This window comes from Jeotgalibacillus soli (genome assembly GCF_000829435.1).
Lineage (GTDB): Bacteria > Bacillota > Bacilli > Bacillales > Jeotgalibacillaceae > Jeotgalibacillus > Jeotgalibacillus soli.
The window spans coordinates 465,661-483,535 of the sequence record NZ_JXRP01000018.1 but is presented as its reverse complement, the minus strand read 5'-3'; the positions used below and the strand labels follow the sequence as shown (position 1 = coordinate 483,535).

General features: G+C 37.2%; 12 protein-coding genes and 2 pseudogenes. 4 read left to right on the top strand and 10 right to left on the bottom strand.

Annotation, left to right across the window (positions count from 1 at the left end; translation table 11 throughout):
* Positions 1 to 23: 23 nt before the first annotated feature.
* The gene (locus KP78_RS12770) at positions 24 to 2,972 is read right to left on the bottom strand and encodes a GH32 C-terminal domain-containing protein (protein ID WP_235420922.1); all 2,949 of its coding nucleotides are present in this window, start codon (positions 2,970 to 2,972) and stop codon (positions 24 to 26) included.
* A 483-nt stretch (positions 2,973 to 3,455) separates the two neighbouring features.
* On the opposite strand from KP78_RS12770, the pseudogene KP78_RS12765 reads away from it, so the two are divergent.
* Positions 3,456 to 3,926 (top strand): annotated as a pseudogene (locus KP78_RS12765) (DinB/UmuC family translesion DNA polymerase); the annotation flags it as partial.
* An 810-nt stretch (positions 3,927 to 4,736) separates the two neighbouring features.
* Here KP78_RS12765 and KP78_RS12760 read toward each other — a convergent pair.
* The 5 genes and pseudogenes from KP78_RS12760 to KP78_RS12745 all read right to left on the bottom strand — a co-directional run bounded on the left by KP78_RS12760 (position 4,737) and on the right by KP78_RS12745 (position 9,966).
* Positions 4,737 to 6,476, bottom strand: a complete 1,740-nt coding sequence (locus KP78_RS12760; protein ID WP_041089479.1) for a methyl-accepting chemotaxis protein — start codon at positions 6,474 to 6,476, stop codon at positions 4,737 to 4,739.
* Positions 6,477 to 6,743: 267 nt separating this feature from the next.
* Positions 6,744 to 7,382 (bottom strand): annotated as a pseudogene (locus KP78_RS12755) (family 1 glycosylhydrolase); the annotation flags it as partial.
* Positions 7,383 to 7,462: 80 nt separating this feature from the next.
* On the bottom strand, positions 7,463 to 8,056 hold the full coding sequence (locus KP78_RS21230) for a PTS sugar transporter subunit IIA (protein WP_422723707.1): 594 nt from the start codon (positions 8,054 to 8,056) through the stop codon (positions 7,463 to 7,465).
* Positions 7,983 to 9,176 (bottom strand): PTS transporter subunit EIIC, encoded by a 1,194-nt coding sequence (locus KP78_RS12750; RefSeq protein ID WP_422723706.1) that lies wholly within the window; start codon positions 9,174 to 9,176, stop codon positions 7,983 to 7,985. The genes KP78_RS21230 and KP78_RS12750 overlap by 74 nt, the downstream gene beginning before the upstream one ends.
* 517 nt (positions 9,177 to 9,693) lie before the next feature.
* Positions 9,694 to 9,966 (bottom strand): hypothetical protein, encoded by a 273-nt coding sequence (locus tag KP78_RS12745; RefSeq protein ID WP_041089477.1) that lies wholly within the window; start codon positions 9,964 to 9,966, stop codon positions 9,694 to 9,696.
* A 338-nt stretch (positions 9,967 to 10,304) separates the two neighbouring features.
* On the opposite strand from KP78_RS12745, the gene KP78_RS12740 reads away from it, so the two are divergent.
* The 3 genes from KP78_RS12740 (at position 10,305) to KP78_RS12730 (ending at position 13,017) form a co-directional block, all read left to right on the top strand.
* Positions 10,305 to 10,916 (top strand): recombinase family protein, encoded by a 612-nt coding sequence (locus KP78_RS12740; RefSeq protein WP_041089474.1) that lies wholly within the window; start codon positions 10,305 to 10,307, stop codon positions 10,914 to 10,916.
* 315 nt (positions 10,917 to 11,231) lie between these two features.
* On the top strand, positions 11,232 to 12,059 hold the full coding sequence (locus KP78_RS18710) for an SMI1/KNR4 family protein (RefSeq protein ID WP_052474800.1): 828 nt from the start codon (positions 11,232 to 11,234) through the stop codon (positions 12,057 to 12,059).
* Positions 12,060 to 12,231: 172 nt separating this feature from the next.
* Positions 12,232 to 13,017 carry a DUF5677 domain-containing protein gene (locus KP78_RS12730; protein ID WP_235420947.1) on the top strand — a complete coding sequence of 262 codons (786 nt, stop codon included), beginning with the start codon at positions 12,232 to 12,234 and terminating at the stop codon, positions 13,015 to 13,017.
* 33 nt (positions 13,018 to 13,050) lie between these two features.
* Here KP78_RS12730 and KP78_RS12725 read toward each other — a convergent pair whose 3' ends face one another.
* From KP78_RS12725 to licT, 4 genes are all read right to left on the bottom strand, one after another.
* Positions 13,051 to 13,479: a DUF6241 domain-containing protein gene (locus KP78_RS12725; RefSeq protein ID WP_052474799.1), complete on the bottom strand. Its 429-nt coding sequence runs from the start codon at positions 13,477 to 13,479 to the stop codon at positions 13,051 to 13,053.
* Positions 13,480 to 13,508: 29 nt separating this feature from the next.
* On the bottom strand, positions 13,509 to 14,909 hold the full coding sequence (locus tag KP78_RS12720; protein WP_041089470.1) for a glycoside hydrolase family 1 protein: 1,401 nt from the start codon (positions 14,907 to 14,909) through the stop codon (positions 13,509 to 13,511).
* A 36-nt stretch (positions 14,910 to 14,945) separates the two neighbouring features.
* On the bottom strand, positions 14,946 to 16,802 hold the full coding sequence (locus tag KP78_RS12715; RefSeq protein ID WP_041089469.1) for a beta-glucoside-specific PTS transporter subunit IIABC: 1,857 nt from the start codon (positions 16,800 to 16,802) through the stop codon (positions 14,946 to 14,948).
* A gap of 154 nt (positions 16,803 to 16,956) precedes the next feature.
* The gene (licT, locus tag KP78_RS12710) at positions 16,957 to 17,796 is read right to left on the bottom strand and encodes a BglG family transcription antiterminator LicT (RefSeq protein ID WP_041089467.1); all 840 of its coding nucleotides are present in this window, start codon (positions 17,794 to 17,796) and stop codon (positions 16,957 to 16,959) included.
* Positions 17,797 to 17,875 lie beyond the last annotated feature (79 nt).

Sequence of the window (17,875 nt, the reverse complement as noted above, 5' to 3'; positions counted from 1 at the left end):
CAGAAAGGTATCAACTTCATTACTTATAAGTTTTTATTTTTGATTTTTTCTCTATTTGATTTTTTCTCTAAATGGACTGGCACATTTACGTCATCTAGATTAATATGGCCCCATCCACCTGTGCGCTTATCAACAACTTGAATATAGAGTTCTTTCCCAATATATTCTGATGCGTCCCAAAAGACACGACGATATGCTTCACCATTATGACCAGTAGCTTTCATTAAAATATCATTTGTTTTTGCGTCTACAAGTGCAATGTATAAAAGCTTGTCATCAGCACCTCCTGAGGTTAAAAAGTCAATCTGACCATCTCCCCCCAAAATAAAGTTTTCGGATTTGATCACACCTGTTGCATCATCTCCCCCATGATCTGGATGAAAGCCCCATAGATGATATCGGCTCGGGTCTATTGATGTTGTCGCCTGTCCGAATGGACCACCCCAGCCCCAATCATTTTTATTCGTAACATGATCGTCTGTGAAGGCATTTCCTTCTAAAACTGTCCAACCGGTTAAGTCACCAGATTGGAAATCATGATTTAATAACTCACTATGTGGTATTTCTTTTTTTGGAGATTCCTCTTCATAATAAGCTAGTTCAAGATTTTCACTATATGCTGAACCCATTTCAAATACTTCCATAGACACAATCTTCGCTTTTCCACTTTGGCTCCATAGCTCAATACCTAGAGAATCTGCTCTCGTAGGATATGCTCTAGTTGTTATACTCTTTTTCCCATTGGCATAGGCTTCAATCATTGATCGATCTAAGTAGATATGAAGCTTTAGATTTTCTCCATCGAGAGTAAGTTCACCTTCACTGCTTGTTTTTGCAATATCAGGATCTAAGCTCATTTTTGTTGCATCTACTCCAAATTTTTCAGATGCTTCATCAAAATATAGGCTGATTTTTTCAGATGAATCGTCTGATTGACGTACATTTATTCCATACTTTTCATCCGATTTCACTTTAATCTCAAGAACTATTTCTAACATATCACCTTTGACATCAGCTAGTAACTTATTCGCTTTTTTAAGTGATTTATTTTTTATATTAATTAACTTTTCTCCGCGTAAACTTTCTAATTCTTTAATTGGTTCGATACCAAGCTCTCCATTTTCTAGTAAAGACAATTCTAAAGGTAAGCCTGCATTATGAGCCCATCCAGCATCATAGTGCTGCTGTTCTGTTCTACGATCTTGCGCAATACTAAATAATATAGAGCGTCCGCTTTCATCGATCATTCCACTTGGGCCAGTAAAATGTACACCATAGTCAAATAGTTTAGGTTCCTCATGATCTGGAATAAATTTGTTGTTTTCTTTATCCCACGAACCAACCCAATGGAATACATACTTCACATTATGTTCACTATAGCTCTTAAACCAAGGATTAATGAAAAATGCATATTTTTGTTCTCCATTTTCATCTTCTCCAAGTGGTAGCAGCACCGGTAATTCCCACACATCGCCTGTCTTAGGGTATGCTTTTGAATCCCCTACAAAGAATGGTCCTTCATATTTCCAATTTTCCAAATCCTTTGAGGTATAAAGTAATGCGGTTCCACCAATATTTTCAATACCAGAACCAACAATTTGATACCATGTATCTCCATCTTTCCATACAAACGGATCACGGAATTGACCGAACATGACCTTTCCTTCCTCCGCTGGTAGATCAGGAGCTTGAACAGTAACAGGATTAGACAGCATCTTCCAATCCTCTAACATCGGATCTGTTACATCAGTTGGTGTTGCTAGGCCAGTCATTTGATTTGGTGTTTTACTATCATCTCCAGCTGTGAAAAACAATACAGGTTCTCCATTTTTATCGAAGTGTGCAGCGCCTGACCAGACACCGTCTGGTGATACCCCTGATGGAGCTAAAGCAACAGGAGCATCCTCCCAATGAACCATATCTTCACTAACTGCGTGACCCCAATGAATTTGGTGCCAATATGGTCCCTGTGGATTATGCTGATAGAAAATATGATATTTTCCATTATACTCAAAAGGTGCATGTGGCTCATTCATCCAATGACCTGGAGAAAGAAAATGGTATTGAGGTCGATAACGATCTCCATCATATACACTTCGGTCAAAAGATAAATCCGGTCTTGGTAGTTGATTATTCTCTTGATTGTCAATTATTTGGTCATAGTTCATTTTTATTTCTTTGGCAGTTAACGCTTTGTTATAGATTTTTAATTCATCTATCATTCCGTTAAACATATTAGCCGTAAATGGTCCTAATACTGCAGCTGTGTTGTGCTTTCCTATTAATAAATTCTCATCAGAGGCTGTTATTGTTGCATTTTCAGGTGTATTAACCTCACCTGCTAACTCACCGTTTAAAAAGATTCTCATTTTTTTTGCTTTCTGATCAAATGTTGCAACAATATATGACCACTTATCTTTTTCTAGTACTTTATCTTCTTCTGCCCATACCTCTTTCCATTCACCATTTAACCCAGCTTGAAATGACCATTTTCCATGTCTGCCCATTCCTAAAATATACCCTTCACCTCGAGCCTTATTATGCTGATTAACAATAGCAGATAATTGTCCAAGATCTCCCCATTCATAAGAACGAGGTGCAACCCAGGCTTCAATTGTAAGTGCTTCACTAGGCTGTATTGATTGGGTTGCCTCCTGTTCAATATAGGTAGAATATCCATCAAAAAGAAGTCCGTTTTCTAATACACCTTTTCTCCATAATGGATCAGAGGAAGGTTTATATTTAGCATTTGAAAAAACATATTCAACTTTTTGATTCTCGCCTGTCACTTCATCCTTTACTGTATTACCTTCACTTTGATTGAACGTCCAATGATGGATAATACCTTCATTTTTCACTTTAATAGGCAGAGATGTAGCGCTTACAGTTCCTAATGATGGGATGAATAATAGAATCATTAGGATAAAAACAGTTAATACATGGATTAAAGACTTCATAATTATTTGATTCACACTATCACCTTTTCTTAAAAATTTGCATTCAGCTATACCTATCATTAAAGCTTTTAGAAAAATAAATTCAAAAATAAAACTTTTCCATCACCCCCTTTGATACCGTCTACAAAATCATTTTTATTTTCACTTAAATTTAGAACGCATTTCATCTAAAGTTTTATGTCAACCGCATGACATACTTTTCTAAAAAAATTTCAAATATATATACTTATAATTTCTAATTCTTTATTCTATTAAATTCCAATATCTACACTTTTAAACTTTTATGTAAGCCCTTACAAAAAATTATATGTCATTCCCCTTTATAGGTCAACCCCTTGACATATACGAACATCTGGTATTTGAATACACGTAAGTTTAGTAACGGCTGATCATTATTTTTTCGGAATACAAACAAGATAAGTGCAATTACACCAATAATAATCAATGTCAGAACGAGGGGACTAGACCACCCTTCGCCTGCTTCACCAGCATGGCTAAAGCCAAATACTTATGCGTGATTATAAAGATCCTGAAGAAGTTAAACGCGTCATCCTCGAAATGTGTGAAGATGTGGCCAAGCGCGCTCGTGATGCACGCAAAGCTGGACGAACGATTAGCCTTGGAATTGGCTATAGTAAAGAGGAACTTGGGGGTGGCTTTTCAAGAGAAAAAAGCTTGGAGACGCCAACAAACATTACAAGAGAAATTTATAACGTATGCTTACTCCTTTTTAAAGAATTCTATACGAATAAAACTGTCCGACAAATCAGCATTACGCTCTCCAATATCGAAAAAGACACCAACATGCAACTCGATTTATTTAATGAAAGAAAAGCGAAAGAAATTGAATTGGGTTATGTCATGGATGCGATTCGTAATAAGCATGGATCAAAATCGTTGTTGAGAGCTGTTTCCTATACTCCGGCTGGAACTGCAGTCAAAAGGTCTGAGTTAATTGGGGGGGCATAAAGCTTGAAAAAACTTTAGATGGTTGGAAACAGTTCTTCTACAAAGTGACAAAATAAAGATAAAGGCCGACCTCGGAAAGCCAGTTTTTTCATCAGTCCACACGTCTATAGGTCGTATAGTATCTACAGCGCTTTCGCTTACTGACCTTGATATGTAGTGCGGAAGAAAGTACGCATCCGCACTACATATCAAGGCTTTTTAGTTTCTTTTTGTTTGTCCTGACGCGAACTAACATAGCCTTTTATTTTAGATTTGATTACATCATGCCGCCTATAAAATAGGAAGAAATTAAATTAAAAAATGGCTTTAAATCAACGTTTTCGGATTTCATTTTAAATAAGAATGAGCCAAAACAAAAAGTACTATGAGAAAAAGTATGAGTTTTTACTCTTCATTTTTATGCGCTTTTTTAATTTTTTACTTTCCTAGCAATTTAGACTATCTTAAAATCAAAAAGTTTTTCTATTATATAAGTTGAATTAAACTTTCTACATTCACCGTTTATTATCGTGTAAGAATTCCTTTTAAAAAAGCAGCGTAATGGGCTGCGGGATGATCCGGTGTGCAGCCCTTTTCTTATTGTTTTTCTTTTGCAAAATAAAGAGTATCGTCTGACATGTACTTTTCACAAAAGTATGACTGGATAAAAATGCCGCTTTTGTTTTAAAATAAACACTCCCTCGTGTCGTGTTTATTAAAAGAACCCTCAGTGTACGCGTACTGAGGGTTCTTGTTCTTGAGGAATGCTCTTGTCTAATTTTTCCTTCCCTGCTACAAGAAGCAGTGCCTGGATAGCTGGTGGATTAAGCTTTAAATTTTAAACTTTCCTACCAGGTTATGCAGCTCTTCAGACATTTTGGAAAGAGCCGCTGCTGAAGCCGTGATTTCCTGCATGGAAGCAACCTGGTCTTCCGTAGATGCTGAAACGGTCTGGGTGCTGGCCGCTGTTCCTTCAGCTATTTCTGACACAAGGCTAATTGAATGAACCATTTTTTCCGTTTCAGGAGACACTTTCTTTACGGCCGCGAGGACCTGCTCAAACTGGACAGACACTTCCCCGATGCTTTCTTGAATGTGCTGGAATGATTCACCGGCCTGGCCGACAACCTGAATGCCTTCTGATACTTCGGCTGTGGCGTGCTGTGTTGAATTGATGGTTTTGTTTGTTTCCGCCTGAATGACATTGATCAGCTGTTTAATTTGTTCGGCGGATTTTGCAGACTGTTCCGCAAGCTTTCGGACTTCATCTGCGACAACCGCAAATCCTTTTCCGGATTCTCCTGCCCTTGCCGCTTCAATGGCCGCATTTAAGGCCAATAAGTTTGTCTGCTCGGAAATGTCAGTGATAACCTGGACAATCTGCCCAATTTCCTTCGAATTTTCACCCAGCACCTTTACGGCATCCGCCAGTCCTCCAACGGTTTTATTGATGGAATTCATCTGATGTACCGCTTTTTTCAGGGATTCGTCCCCTTCCGCCGCTTTTTGGGAAGTCTGGACGGCTAGAGTAGATGCCTTCTCCATATTTTCTTCAATCTGTCCCCCACCGCGGGCGACACCCTCCGCTGCCTGAACCGTGTCTTCTATACTTTGCAGCTGCTTTTCTGTACCTGCTGCCACGCTGTCAAGCGTCTCCGCAATTTGTTCGCTGGATTTGCTTGTCAGTTCTGCATTTGCCGTTAGCTGTTCGGACGTCGCCGCTACCTGCTGGGAAGCATCCGACACCTGCCGGACAATCTGCCGCAGATTATCTGTCATGCTGTTGTAATTATCAGCCAAATGGCCAAATTCGTCTTTAAAATCGATCTGGACAGACTGTGTTAAATCCCCTTCGCTTGCTTTTTCAATCGCAAAACGAAGCTTGTTTATCTTTTTAGAGATGAGCCCGGCAAAGAAATAAGAAGCAGCCAGTGCACCAATCAGTGACAGAATGGCGGTAATCAAAAACTCCCTCTGCAGGCCGTCCATTCTTCTTTCATACAAAACTTCTTCCCGCCCTCCGGCACCGATGATCCAGCCCCACGGCTCGTAGTATTCCAAATGGCTGATGTAAGTGTAAATAGGCTCTCCTTCATTCTGCCATATTTCTCTATAAATGCCGCCCGTCTTTTCCCGGTTTGCCCAGGTATCCCGGACCGTATATTTCCCATCTACTTGATAATCCCAAAGGTTTTGGCCTTCCGTAGGGGCGGGGTGCATCGTCATTACGCCGTCTTCCTGAAAAGCCCAGAAAAACATATAGTCATTCTGAGACATTTTGGTCTGGGTAATATCCCTGGACCCGTCAGGCATTTTCGGGCCATTTACATATGTTCTGAATGTTTCCTGTGCCTCTTCTAACGTCATGTCGCCTGCTTCTACTCGTTCATTTAACAAATCCGCAGTGCCGATTACATCTTTATTCACATTGGTGAACATTTCTTCCCCAAGATCGATAATCTCATCTTTCGCGCTGTCGTAGGCAATCAAAAACATAACGGTTAAAACAGTTGCTAAAATCACAAAAATAAACAGCATTAACTGATATTTTAAACTTATTCCCTTTTTCAACCTAACCCCTCCAAAATGTTCTTATCTCTTCTTACAAGCCCGGTTTCTACAAAAACATCCGACATTTACCAAACTAAAGACCCAAGTCTTTTATATCACAAAATATTATAAGTTACTATATTTTTATATCGTCCAGTTTTGCATGTACAATCAAGAAAGGTATTTTTATAAATGTGGATAACTGAGCATAGATGGAAGAAAGTGAAAAAAGTAAATTCTCACTATGCTAAAATATTAATTTTAGCAGTGCAGCTATGTTGAATGTGGATGGGCAGCCTGATATTGGATCTGCTTTTTATTTTCGCCTTCTTTAAACACGAGGCCGGCTCCGATAAACGGCAAATGCAACAGCATATTAATTTCGTTGAATGTCATCCAGTATTTCACTTTGTTTTTGTAGCGAACAAAAAGCGTCTTGGCATATGTTTCGAAAAAGCTGACAAGTTCACGGCTTCTCCAGCTTCCGTATTGTTCAACCAAATGAACGGGCACATCGAAATGGGCAATTGTAACAACGGGCTGAATGCCGTTTTTCAATAACTCATCGAATAGGTCATCGTAAAACTGAAGACCTTCTTCATTCGGTGTTTCGTCATTTCCATTGGGGAAAATCTGTGCCCAGGCGATCGATACCCGAAGCGCTTTAAAGCCCATTTCTGCAAATAAGGCAGTATCTTCTTTGTATCGATGATAAAAATCAATGGCTTCATGGGAAGGATAAAACTCATTTGGATCAGGAACGAGTGAATCAACACGCCCTTTCATTAAAGACATTCGATTTGGGCCGGAAGGGAGAAGGTCTACGGTAGATAATCCTTTGCCGCCTTCTAAATAAGCCCCTTCTACTTGATTGGCCGCTACTGCGCCGCCCCATAAAAAATCTTCAGGAAATACTTGTTTTGTCATTTCAACATGACTCCTTTAAATGGTATAAACGAAAAGCGTCCCAGAAAAATTCCTTGTTACGCTTTTCGTTTTAATTGTTTTTACGCAATGATCGTCAGAAGGTCATCATTTTGGTTAATTGTCGGTTTTTCGGTTTCAAGTACATCAAGATAATCGTTTGTATTTGTGATAATGACAGGTGTTATTGTTTGGTAGCCTGCTTCTTGAATTTTTTTAACATCAAACTCAACAAGCAGATCACCTTTACTTACTTGATCGCCTTGCTTTACTTTTGGAGAAAAGTACTCACCATTTAACTGAACCGTGTCAATGCCAATATGAATAAGCACCTCTACGCCGTCATCTGATAAAAGGCCGATTGCATGACCTGTTGGAAACAGCGTCATTACTTTGCCGCTTACCGGTGAATACACCTGCCCGGATACAGGTTCAATGGCTACCCCTTTGCCAAGAGCACCGGATGCAAACACTTGGTCATTAACAGAGTTAAGCGGTTTTACTTCACCGTTTAGCGGGCTTGAAATCATTGTTTTGCGGACCATCGGCGCCGCTTCTTTTGTTGGAGATGACTCTTCAGCCGCTTCTTTTTGCTTTTTATCTTCAAATCCGAAGAGATATGTTAAGCCGAAAGCAAGAACAAACGCTGTGAAAATGCCGATCATATAAAGAGCCATCGGTGAAACCGTAAATAATCGGCTCCGTTACACCCGCTAAAGCGCCTGGCATGACGGTTGAACCAGCAAGCGCTTTTAGCTGCTTGTCTTTTGCCTTAAAGAAAATAGCCAGCGCTACACCGATTTGGGCAAAAGGAGCTGCCGCCAACATCGGCCCTAGCGGATCTCCGCCGTTCGCAAAATTCCCTATCATAATTGGGACTAGTCCCCAGTGTAGGCCGAAAATCGTTAAGAATGTCCAGCCGGCTCCCATAACAGCTCCTGTTAAAATACCGCTTTTCTCGCCAAGGAAAAGAACAGAGTCGCCAATTGCATTACCAACATAAACACCGAATGGACCAAAAGCGAGAACGGTTAATGGCACAATGACCATTAATGAAATCATTGGAACTAAAAACATTTGAACATCTTTGTAAATGACTTTTTTCAAAAATCTTTCTAACATTGAATAAATCAATACAGCGATAAAAACTGGGAAAACAGTAGAAGAATAGTTCATTAAAACAAGCGGAATACCTAAAAATGACTGTGTACCTTCAGCTGTTGCTAACGATGTTAGATTCGGTTCCAGCAAAGCCGCCCCGATCGTGCCTCCGATATATGGATTTGCGCCAAGTTTAATAGCTACTGTGATGCCAAGGAAAATTGGCAGGAAGTAGAAAACAGCGTTTCCAGCTGCTGAAAGAACGAAATACGTGCCGCTTTCTGCCGACATCCAGCCAAATATTGTTAAAACGGTTAGCAACGCTTTTAACATACCAGCGCCTGCAAGTGCGCCAAGCAATGGAGAAAAACTTCCTGAAACAACTTCAAACACTTTGGAAAGGATGCCTACTTTTTCGCTGCTTTCATTTGAAGAATCTGACGTGTCACCTAGATTTACTTGATTCATAATTTCTTTATGGACATCGTTGACATGGTTTCCGATGACGACTTGAAATTGCCCGCCGCTTTCTACGACGCTAAGAATACCGTTCATGTCTTGCAAAACATCTTTATTCGCTTTTTTCCGGTCTTTTAATTTAAACCGTAGTCTTGTGGCACAGTGTACAAGGCTGGAGATGTTTTGTTCACCTCCGACATTCTTGATGATATCGCTTGCAAGTTTAGTGTAACTCATCATGTCTTCACTCCTTCATTTTGGTTTTGCTAAAAGAAAAAACCCGGACTGATCTCAACACAGAAAGGGTGCGCACACTTCTGCCTTCAGATCAATCCAGGTTTTGCCTGCCGAACAGTCACAATCCTGTTTTTCATATGAAATTAAAAAAACCTAAATCATGCAACGACAGAAAGACATAAATAGGCTTCTGATACGTTCTATGATTTAGGTTTTGCCTGCTTAACCAGTAACAATCCTAAAATGGAGTTGTTATTCAGTTGATAGTTAAACATTATCATGGATAAAAACCAATGTCAACGCTTTCTTTTTGAAAATATAAATTTGTTTTTACTGTTGAATAATTTGTCAATTGAACAAAAAAACACCTGAAACAAACACTTAAAAAATGCTTGTTTTAAGTATTTTTTCCCCTAATCAAGTGTAAGCTGTTACCCTGACACATGACGACCTTTCGGAAGGGTCTTTCATCTAAAATGTATCTATTTTGCATTATGGTCTTTTCTTGCCTCATTTTTTAAACCTGCTCACCGTTGTGCCAGCCTGCTTTTATACTGGCTTTCATAGCAGCCGCGCTCATGCCTATTTGAATTTCGTCAAATTCGCTTTCGGTGACAAAATGGTCATTCAGGTTTAGCGCCGGATCTTCTTCTTTATATACTAGCAATCCAGCTTTAAATACAGACATTGCATCACCTTGAGTTCTATATAAAATCTGTATCACCACATCTCTTTTTGGCTCTTTCATTGCCGTATGAAATGCCAGCTCCAGCCTAATCGTCTTTGTCATTTCTTCATCGTTATGCCTTCCTTTATATGATAAGAAACGGCTTGCCTGAGCTTATCGGTGTAAGCTTTTCAATTTGTTGTTCCAAATTCCATGTGGCACTTACAGTTTTATTTGAAACTTTATGCTGCTTTTTCTTGGCATGACGCTATAGTTGGCTCTCATACTGAAGTGTTCGTAAAAGTGTACTTTTACGAACACTTCAATTTTATTCGTATTAATCTGTTTTCTAAGTTCGTAAAACTATTAAAATTATTTACGAACGTTCAACTTTTTACACATACTTTTACGAACGTTTTTGGTAGAATAAAAGAAAGGAAACCAAAGCAAGGAGTAAATAAATGGATAATAAAAGATTTGGATACATACGAGTCAGCAGCAAAGATCAAAATGAAGGTCGTCAACTTGAAGCAATGAAAAAAATGGGGATTAATGAACGAGACATCTTTATGGATAAACAAAGTGGTAAAAATTTCGAACGCGCTCATTATCAGCTGCTAAAAAGAATCATCCGAAAAGGGGACATTCTTTATATTCATTCACTTGATCGATTTGGTCGGAATAAAGAAGAGATACTCCAGGAGTGGAATGATCTAACAAAAAATATTCAGGCCGATATCGTCGTGATGGATATGCCGTTGCTCGATACAACTCAATACAAAGATAGTTTGGGAACGTTCATTGCTGATCTTGTTTTACAGATTCTTTCCTGGATGGCTGAAGAGGAACGAGAACGCATTCGAAAAAGGCAGCGTGAAGGAATTGATATGGCTTTGAAAAATGGGATTGCTTTTGGAAGACCGAAGGCAGTGATTACAGAAGAGTTTAAATTGGTCTATGATCGTTGGAAGTCTGGAGTGCTTACGGCAGTCAAAGCCATGGAGGAATTGGACATTAAGAAAACCACTTTTTATAAGTTGGTTCGGGAGTACGAAAGGACATTACCTAAATAGGTATATATAATAGAAGAAACTCGTCAAAGAATGAAATTTCAAATATATTTTAAAATTTTCATCAAATATGGAACAACACTATTCCCCGATCAATTATTCATTGGAAATATACACTGGACTACGAGACACCGACGGAAATGTTCGACCGTTGTGTAGCTTTGGTGGCCTAGTCCACCAAAGCTACACAACGGAGGTTATCACTATGACCAAATAAGGTGTTGCATTTAATATTGCAATTTACGTATTGATTTAATTGGTAGTACAATTAGTTTAATAAAATATAGGAGTTGATCTCACTTTGGAAAAAAAAAAAACTTGTTTAAATCCAGTGCTTTAGACGCTTACGAATTAGAGGAATTAAATAATTCAATAATTTCACAAGTTGAAAATGATTTGAAAGTTATTTTACCAAAATCTTATAAAGATCTTATGGAAACTCAAAATGGTGGCTATTTAAATTTTAACAAGTATCCAGTCAGTTTTTTTGATGATGCAGATCATATTGCTATTGATTACATTTTTGGGATAGGTATCAATAAGAATGAGGGAATATTACAGAGTGATTACTATATAAAAGAGTGGGAAATGCCTAAAAATTTAGTTATCTTATATACAGCAGGACCTTCGGGTGTTGCCTTAGATTACCGAGAAATTGATACATCTGATGAACCAAAAGTGATTTATTATGATGTAGAAACAGGCCAAGACGAAATAATAGCAAAGAGTTTTGATGAATTTCAAGACAAACTATATAATGATGGGCAAAATATTTACTTGGCACCTGATATGATTTTCGAAGAGGATAAAACTGAGTTCACATACGAAGAAGGAGACAAAGCTTTTAAAAATGGGACTATTAGTGAAATTGGATTTGCTTTAATATTTTTTGCAGAAAATAAAAGTAATACAAATTGGTTTTTAAAACATATTAAAAATCTCAGCAAACACAAAAATAGATTTATAGTAATGGATGCTGAAGAAGCACTATTAAAAATTATAAATGAGAGAATTAATGAAAAAGATATAGATAATGGTTTAATCAAAGAAACCATTAATGAATTTAGTAACCATAGTGATAACGATGTTCAAAATTTTGCTAAAAAAATAAATAAAAAATATTTAAAACTTATTCAAAATCAATGATAATTTGGAAGTCAGTATATTAGTTAGAGGTAGCTAACTTACATACTGACTTTTTTTGTAGTGGATAATTCAAACTAAAGTGGCTTATAGTTATAGAAGAATCTCAAGTATAAGAGGAAGCAAAAAAGCTCCTCGTTTATTTAGGGTTAAGAAATGAGGAATCCTCTTGAAAATGTTAAAAATGCTTTTAAGAGAAGCGGATAAAGTTTTGGAAACTGTAATAACACAATGTTATGAAGCAAAAAGTAAAGAGTTCAATATCGAAGATGCCATTACTTTAGGTATTTTTGAAGATTTATTTAAAAAAGGGCAATCTTTGCAACTTTTGATTGAAAATAAAATGGATGCAGGAATTGACTCCATGTCTAGGGGTATGATGGAAAATACTATATATCTAAAATTGTTATTATCAGAAGATAATAGGATTTTAGGAAGGTCTTATTATGCGGCCAATAAAATTAAAGAATTAAAAATATTAAATACAATTATTGCTGAAGATGACATTGGAAAGAGAATCCTTGAATTAATGGCAACTGATTTGCAGAGTGTTAAAACAGAAAGTGGCTTTGACCCTGAAAAAAAAATAAAAGAATTAACAACTGAATTTAAAGATGTCTTTGAGCTTAGAAGAGAAGGACACGAATGGTACAACTTAGATAATAAAACAAGGAATTTTTTGGAATTATGTAAGAGGTTTGATATGGAACCTGAATACCATATCTTTTATAGAAGGTTTTCTGATGAAGTTCATGCTCAGGATGTAATGAAAAGAATTAAAGTTAATGAAGGAGAATTAGCAGTACTTAGCCATACAGATAGCAGTGAATTTCAAATTAGCTTAGCTAATATATTTTTAGCCGACAGTATCAGGAATATCTATAGTTACTATGGATTAAAAAAAGCATTAAGGCATTTTAATGAGATGGTAAAAATAAATTACAAATTAAAATCAAAATAAAAGTGCACTGCATTTGCAGCGCACTTTTTTCTTTTAATCATTCACATTGAAATTTACTCTGATGTATTCCATTTCTTCTTCAACAGGCATAACTCCAGTAGCGTATCCAATGTTTCCATTTTGGCTGTACCAAATATTATTATGGTCTCGTGCCACCTGAGAGAAGTCTCCTTTTGCCCACCGATTCAAAATTTCAAAATAAGTTTCTTCATTCTCAAAATTAGCATCATGTTGACGAGCTTTAACCACTTCAAGCAATCTTTCTACTCGCTCTTGAGTCAATGGTATTTTGGGTCCCCATTTTTCATCGTCCTCAGAGATTACTTTTTGATGAGACATAGCATGAATCGCAGCTGCTACTTCAGAATCTGCCATATCAAGATGAAATTCTTCTTCGATTACTTTTACATCTTCTTCAACTTCAATTATTGCTTCACCATCTTCAGCAGTAGTTTCTGTCATTGTTACTTCCTTGAGTTAAAATGCTTCTTTTACTCCAAATCTGCTCCATTTGTCTCGATCACCTTTTTGTACCAATTAAAACTTTTCTTCTTCAAGCGCTTAAATGTTCCTTTACCTTCATTATCTCGGTCAACATAAATAAACCCATAGCGCTTTTTTAACTCTCCAGTCCCAGCACTCACAATGTCTATCGGTCCCCAATAGGTGTAACCCATTAGTTCAACGCCATCATCAATAGCTTCTTTCATTTCTTTAAGATGAACTTTTATATAGTCAATTCGATAGTCGTCATTGATTTCTCCATTTACTATTTCATCATTTGTCCCCATTCCGTTTTCTATGATGAATAGTGGCTTTTGATAACGGTCATACAGTTCATTACATACATAACGAAGACCTTTTGAATCAATTTGCCAGCCCCATGAAGTAGATTCCAAAAATGGATTTGGAGTTCCGGTAATTCCACCTGTATGCCCCAGGATTGGTGTCCCTGCTTTATGTGTAGTTGATCGGTAATAACTAAAACCCAGATAATCAGCAGTGTGTTTTTTGATTAATTCCAGGTCATTTCCCTCCATTTTTACCTGTACACCGTGTTTATCCCAAATCCGATTAATATAGCTTGGATACGTACCTCGAAGAAGAACATCGCTAAAAAATAAGGAACGTCTTCTAAGTTCGTACGTTTCAAATACATCATCAGGGTGGCATGTGTTTGGATAAACCCCGCTTAGTGATAACATTGCCCCCATCTTAGCATCAGTGATGATTTCCTGGCATAATTTCGTTGCTAATGCACTTGCAACAAACATATGATGGCTTGCTTGATAGATGGCTTGAAGACGATTTTCATTTTCTTCAATTAGAATGCCACCGCCTGCTGTTGGGATCGTATGAATATTGTTGATTTCATTAAACCCTATCCAGTATTTAACTTTATCTTTATAACGGGTAAAGATTGTTTCACAGTAACGAATATAATGATCGATTGTCTTACGGTTTTTCCAGCCACCATTTTCTTTTACTAGATGCCATGGTGTTTCGAAGTGGGAGATCGTTACAATAGGTTCAATTCCATATGTTAATAATTCGTCGAAAAGATTGTCGTAGAATTCTAGTCCTTTTTCATTCGGAATCAATTCGTCACCTTTTGGAAAAATTCTGCTCCATGCGATCGATGTGCGGAATACCTTAAATCCCATTTCAGCAAACATGGCTATATCTTCTTTATAATGATGATAAAAATCCACTGCTTCATGATAAAGGTTTAAATCTGTACTATTTTCTTGAATACCTTTCATAAGACCATATGGCATCAAGTCAGCAGTGGATAGCCCCTTGCCATCTTCTAAATACGCACCTTCTGCCTGGTTCGCAGCAATTGCCCCTCCCCATAAGAAATCCTTTGGGAATGATTTGGTTTTATTCATTTTGATTACCTCCGAAATTTATTAATCTTTTAAAATTTATCTTAAAATTGTTAATACGTGCTCTCCCGCATTTATCTGTTTAGGGTTCATTGGTATAGCGTCTAAGTAGTCTTTCGTATTTGTGATGATAATAGGTGTGGTTGTTTTATACCCTTCATCCTGAATAGCTTGAATATCAAAAGTAATTAATTTATCGCCTTTTTTCACAATCGCATCTGTAGCGACATGTGCTTCAAAATGTTTACCTTCTAACTGAACAGTGTCGATACCAATATGAATCAGTACTTCAACACCATCCTCACTAACTAACCCAATTGCATGCTTTGTTGGGAATAAAGTAACTACCTTCCCATTGAATGGAGAGTAAACAACTCCTTCGATAGGTTCAATTCCTACACCTTTACCCATAGAAGCATTTGAAAATACTGGATCATCAATCTCTTCCAGCGGGATTAATTCCCCCTTCAGAGGGGACTGAATATCAAATTTTACAGATTCTATGCTTGGATTTTCTTCCTGAGCATTAACAGCATTTTCATCTTCAGACTTTATTTTTTTTCCTTCTGTTCCAAAAATGAACGCTAACACAGTTGCTGCAAGAAATGATGATCCAATTCCGATTACATATCCAAGTGTTGGCGTATAATTTGGTATCGTAAATATACTGTTAAATACAAACGTAGAAATCTTTACATCAAATACTGCAATCATTGCTCCACCAATCGCACCAGAAATAAGCGTGAGTGGGATCAATCTTTTGTAGCGTAGAATTAAACCATATAAAATTGGCTCCGTTACTCCGGCTAACAATCCTGACGTAGTTGCTGCGAAAGTTAAAGAACGTAATTCTTTGTTTTTTCTTGCACGAAGAAAGATTCCGAATGCAATACCTATTTGAGCAAAAACTGCAGCTGCAGTAATTGGTTTGATCATATCTCCACCACGGGACATGTTATCAAGAATAATTGGGAAAATACCCCAATGAACACCGAGTATAACTATGATTGGCCAAGCTAGTGCAATTAAAATACCTGAGAGAATTGCAGAAGTATCTAGCATAAAGGCAACTGCGCTTCCAATCCCGGAGCTAATATATTCCCCAAATGGACCGAATACTAAGGCAGTAAGGGGTACCATAACTAGAATACTAATCATTGATACAAAAAACAGTTGGATAGTGTCTGGTGAAATTCGTTTCAGCCATCTTTCTAATGGAGCATAAACCGCCATCGCTATAAGGATAGGGAATACAGTTGTTGAGTAACTTGCGGCGATTAATGGTATTCCCATAAAAGTTGTGTCCCCAGTGCTTTCTATTAAAGCGGTGAAATTCGGATCTAATAAACCTGCCGCAATGACACCAGCAACATAGGGATTAGCCCCTAATTTTCTAGCAGCCGAAACACCTACAAAAATAGGCAAGAAATAAAATAGACCACTTGAAGCACCATTTAACACAGCATAGGTTGATCCCTCTACATTAATCCAATTAAGGATTGTTAAAACTGCGAGTAGCGCCTTGATCATACCAGCACCAGCCAATGCTGGTATTAAAGGTGTAAAAGTACCTGAGATGTATTCAAATACGTTGGCCATTAAACCAGCCTTTTTTTCGCTATTCTTCCCGTCTTGTTCACTTCCGGAAGAAATATTGTGGGATTTCATAATTTCTGTATGAACTTTTCCTACTTTGTTTCCAATGACAACTTGAAGTTGTCCTCCTTTTTCGACTACAGTTAAGACATCAGGAATATCGGACAATGCACTTTTGTTCGCTTTATCGAAATTTTTTAGATTAAATCTTAGACGTGTTGCACAATGAATGAGAGAATTGACATTCTTTTCTCCACCTACTAAATCAATTATTTTTTCACCTAGTTCTTTATTATTCATCATTATTTCTCCTTTATTTAATTTTCAATTACAAAATATATCTACGTAAAAATAAAAAGACTTGAATTGAACCTAAAAAACATTGTCTTAAAACACGTTTTAGGTTTAATCCAAGTCTAGCCTCCCGAAGAGTAACAAGGTTGAATAAAATTATCTAGTTTTTCCTATCTAACAAACGCTGAATATGAATTGTTAAATAGGTTACCTCCATATCGGACACTTCATACGAGTATTGATTACGGATATGCTGCTTTACCGATTGCGCAATAGTAAAGGCTTGTGAGTATCTTTCTTTTACGATTTCATATAAAAATGGATCTTCTGAATTCTCGTTTGTTTCTTGAGAAAAAATTCTGTTTGCAAAAAACTTTAAATGGGTTAAAAATCGAAAACCTGGCAGGGAATCTTCATCAACAGCAGTATTAAGCTGATAAGTAATAATTGAAAGAATTTCTTTTATAAATTGCGTTATTTTAGTAACCGTGTTTATACCGCTGTTTAATTGGGCATTAACGAAGTGAAAAGCTATAAATCCGGCTTCATCATCGCCAAGTTCAACGTTAAACTTTTCGTTTATTAATTGAATAGCTTCTTGAGCAATTAAATACTCTTCTTTATACAATTTTTTTATTTCCCACAGCAACCCGTTTTTGACATTTAGTCCATCCTTTGCACGTGTCACCGCTAAACTAATATGATCTGGCAATGATATATAAATACTCTCATTTAACTCTTTCTTTAACCGTCTTCTCGCTAGACTAATGATATCATCCGATATATTAATCTCTTCAATGGAAACTTCCCGCAAAAGTTTTTTGAATTTTGTATACAATCCCTGATCCTCTAAATAGAAACGTTTTTCAACTTTTTGATGATCAATCTCATCCCCTTTCTTTTTATTAAACGCTAAACCCTTTCCAATTAGGATGACCTCATCCCCCTGGGAATCTACACTTATGGCAATATTATTATTGATAACCTGTTTTATCACCATGTAAGTCCCTCCATAAAAAGACATAAAAAAGACAAGACTTCAACAAAGAAAAGAACTAGCGTCCCATTTTTTGTTGAAG